The organism is Kitasatospora sp. NPDC040550 (assembly GCF_055594965.1).
Window position 1 is genome coordinate 1 of sequence record NZ_JBVIWC010000062.1, and the last position, 2,971, is coordinate 2,971.

The window sequence follows — 2,971 nt, forward strand, 5'->3', positions numbered from 1 at the left end:
GATCGGCGTGGCATTCCGGGTGGGAAGGTCGTTGTCGGTGGTGGGGTGGTGGGGTTGGTCGTGGTGTTGTTCGCGGTTGTTCTCGGTGTCGATCCCCAGTTGCTGGGCCTGTCCGGTGGTGGTGGTGGTTCCTCTGTGACCGGGGTGCGTGGCGAGAGTGAGGTGCGTCAGTCGTGCAAGAAGGGTGTGGACGCGAATAGGCGTCAGGACTGCCGGATCACCGCGGTGACCAACAGTCTCCAGGAGTTCTGGAGTGTGGAGTTGCCGCGTCGTGGCGGGGTCGTCTACAGGCCGGCTCAGACGGTGTTGTTCACCGGTCGGGTCTCCACGGCGTGTGGTGCGGCGACTTCCGCGGTTGGTCCGTTCTACTGTCCGGGTGACCGGATGGCCTACTTCGATCTTGGTTTCTTCGATGAGTTGTCCACCCGTTTCGGTGCCAAGGGTGGGCCGTTCGCTGAGTCCTATGTCGTCGCCCATGAGTACGGCCACCATCTGCAGAACCTGCTGGGCACGATGCAGAAGGTGGGCGGTGATCGTCAGGGCGCGGACAGTGCCTCGGTGCGTCTGGAGTTGCAGGCCGACTGCTATGCGGGGGTGTGGGCGCATCATGCCACCACGACCGCGCAGGCCTCGACGGGGCGTGCGTTGATCTCGGTTCTGACCGACCAGGACATCGCCCAGGGCCTGGACGCGGCGGCGGCCGTCGGCGATGACCGGATCCAGAAGCAGGCTACCGGCAGGATCAACCCGGAGGCGTGGACGCATGGTTCCTCCGCTCAGCGCAAGGCCTGGTTCACCACCGGTTACCGTGGCGGGGACATGACCCAGTGCGACACCTTCTCCGGGAAGATCTGACGCACCCCCCCGCTCGACCACCCCCGCTCGCCTCCGTGGTGTGGATCCGATCTCCCGACTCGCCCCCCGCTTGCCCGGTGCTCGCCTCCGTGGTGTGACCCGATCTCCCGGCTCGCCCCCCGCTTGCCCGCTGCTCGCCCCCCGCTTGCCCGGTGCTCGCCTCCGTGGTGTGACCCGATCTCCCGGCTCGCCCCCCGCTTGCCCGCTGCTCGCCCCCCGCTTGCCCGGTGCTCGCCTCCGTGGTGTGACCCGATCTCCCGGCTCGCCCCCCGCTTGCCCGCTGCTCGTCGCCGTGGTGTGGATCCGATCTTTTGGCTCGTCCCCTGGCTCGTCGCCGTGGTGTGGACCTGGTCTTCCGGCTCGACCCCCGTGGTGTGGCCGGTCTTCTTGCGCGTTCGGGTCGTCCATGGCCCGGGCGGGGGCGTGTGTTGCTTCCGGGTGGCTTGGATGGTGGTGCCCCGGTGGGTTGTCTTCTTCCGCGGGGGGGACACCGCCGCGGGGTGCTTCGCGCTCTCCATGGATGCCTGGGACGGCTGCCGGGCTGCCTGTGAATGCTTCCTGAGCGCGGTCGAGGGGGCGGGGACGCTGCTCGCCGGGGATGTGCGTGTGGCCTACGGTCTGGACGTCAAGCGGGAGTTCGAGGTTTCGGTGTCGCGGGGGGTGGGTGTGGGGATCGTTGCCGCCGTGGTCGTCGGTGGGCGGGCGTGGCCGTCGAGCGGGGTGGCGTTGGCGGTCGCGGACCCGGGTATGAGGTTGTGCGACGGCCGCCGGGGCCGCACCGGCTTGGTGTTGGAGTTCCGCCGGGCTTGTGTCGGGTGCCGTGTCCTCTTCCACGGCACCCTGACCTGGCGCCGCCGTGTCCATGGCGGTGTCCTTCGTCTCGGGGGCCGACCGGGCCCACTGCTCCCGTGCTATCCGCGGCCGTCTGCGTGGGCGCGGCACCGCACGGTGGTTCCCGTCCCCGCGGGCCGACGGGCCCACCGCTCACGCCGGGGCGGCCACGGGGGCCAGGCCGTCGGCCTTCGACCCGACCGTCACCGACGCCGAGTGTCTGCGGGGGAGGGATGGGCTGTGCCGGGGGCCCGTTGTGGTGACGTACTCCGCGTGGGCGGGGTGTCTTCGAGTTCGGGGCGGCCGTCCGCTCCAGGTGAGTGTCGGGCGGTGCGGTGTGGTGGCTCGGGGGAGTGTTCCGGGGCTGGAGCCTTCGGCCGGCCCGGGGGGGGGGAGAGACGGGAAGCCCGGGGCATGGAACCCTTTGAGTGGTTCGCGATCGCGTGCGAGTCGCGGGACTTCGTCGAGGTGAACGGGGCGGGTAGGGCCGAGCGCGGGTCGGTGTTGTTCTACCTGCTCGGTGGGCGGGTGGGAGCGGCGCGGGTCACTGGTGTGGTGCCCGGGGTGACCTTGAACCCGGGGGCGGGTAGTGGGGTTGGATCCTGGGTGGCTGGAGCGCGTTCCCTGGGTGGTTTTCACCGGGTCGGGGAGCTGGTCGTGGTGGTGGCCGGGCCGTGTCCCGTTCTGTTGCTGGTGGAGTGGGTGGGGGTCGAGGCGAAGGTGGCGCGGTGCCGGGGTGGGGACGGGTCTGGTCGTCACCGTGTTCCGCCGCCGCGCTGCACCGGGTCGGGGGGCCGGACGGGTGTGCCCGGGACCGTCTGCGTTCCCTCGCATCGAACCCGCCGCCGCGCCCGCTCGGCCCGAGCACCCTGCCCGTGGGCAGGGGAAGTCGGGCCGGCCGACTTTCTGTGCGCGGTGCGGGCCTCGGCCCGGGGGTGCGGGGGGGCCGTCCCGGTGGGGTGGGTGGTGGGGGTGCCCGGAGTCGGGCGTGCCGGCTTCGTGTGCGCGGTGCGGGCTTCGGCCCGGGGGTGTGGGGGGCGTGCCGTCCCGGTGGGGGCGCATCGGGAGTCGGGCGTGCCGGCTTCCGGTGCGTGGTGCGGGTTTCGGCCCGGGGGCGGGTTCGCGTTGCTCGATGGGGTGGGGTGGTTGGGGGAGTGGTTGGGCGGTGGTGGGGGCACGGGGGAGTCGGCCCGGTCGGCTTCCTGTGTGTGGTGTGGGTTTCGGCCGGGGGGTGCGGGGGGTGTTCCGTCTCGGTGGGGTGGGGGCGCAGCGGGAGTCGGCTCCG

Annotated in this window: 1 protein-coding gene; it reads left to right on the forward strand. The window is 71.7% G+C overall.

From position 1 onward, the window contains the following. Nucleotides 1–855: KPN_02809 family neutral zinc metallopeptidase (gene ypfJ / locus ACZ58X_RS40175; protein WP_470338515.1), on the forward strand; the 855-nt coding region annotated here is incomplete at its 5' end. Nucleotides 856–2,971: the final 2,116 nt, after the last annotated feature.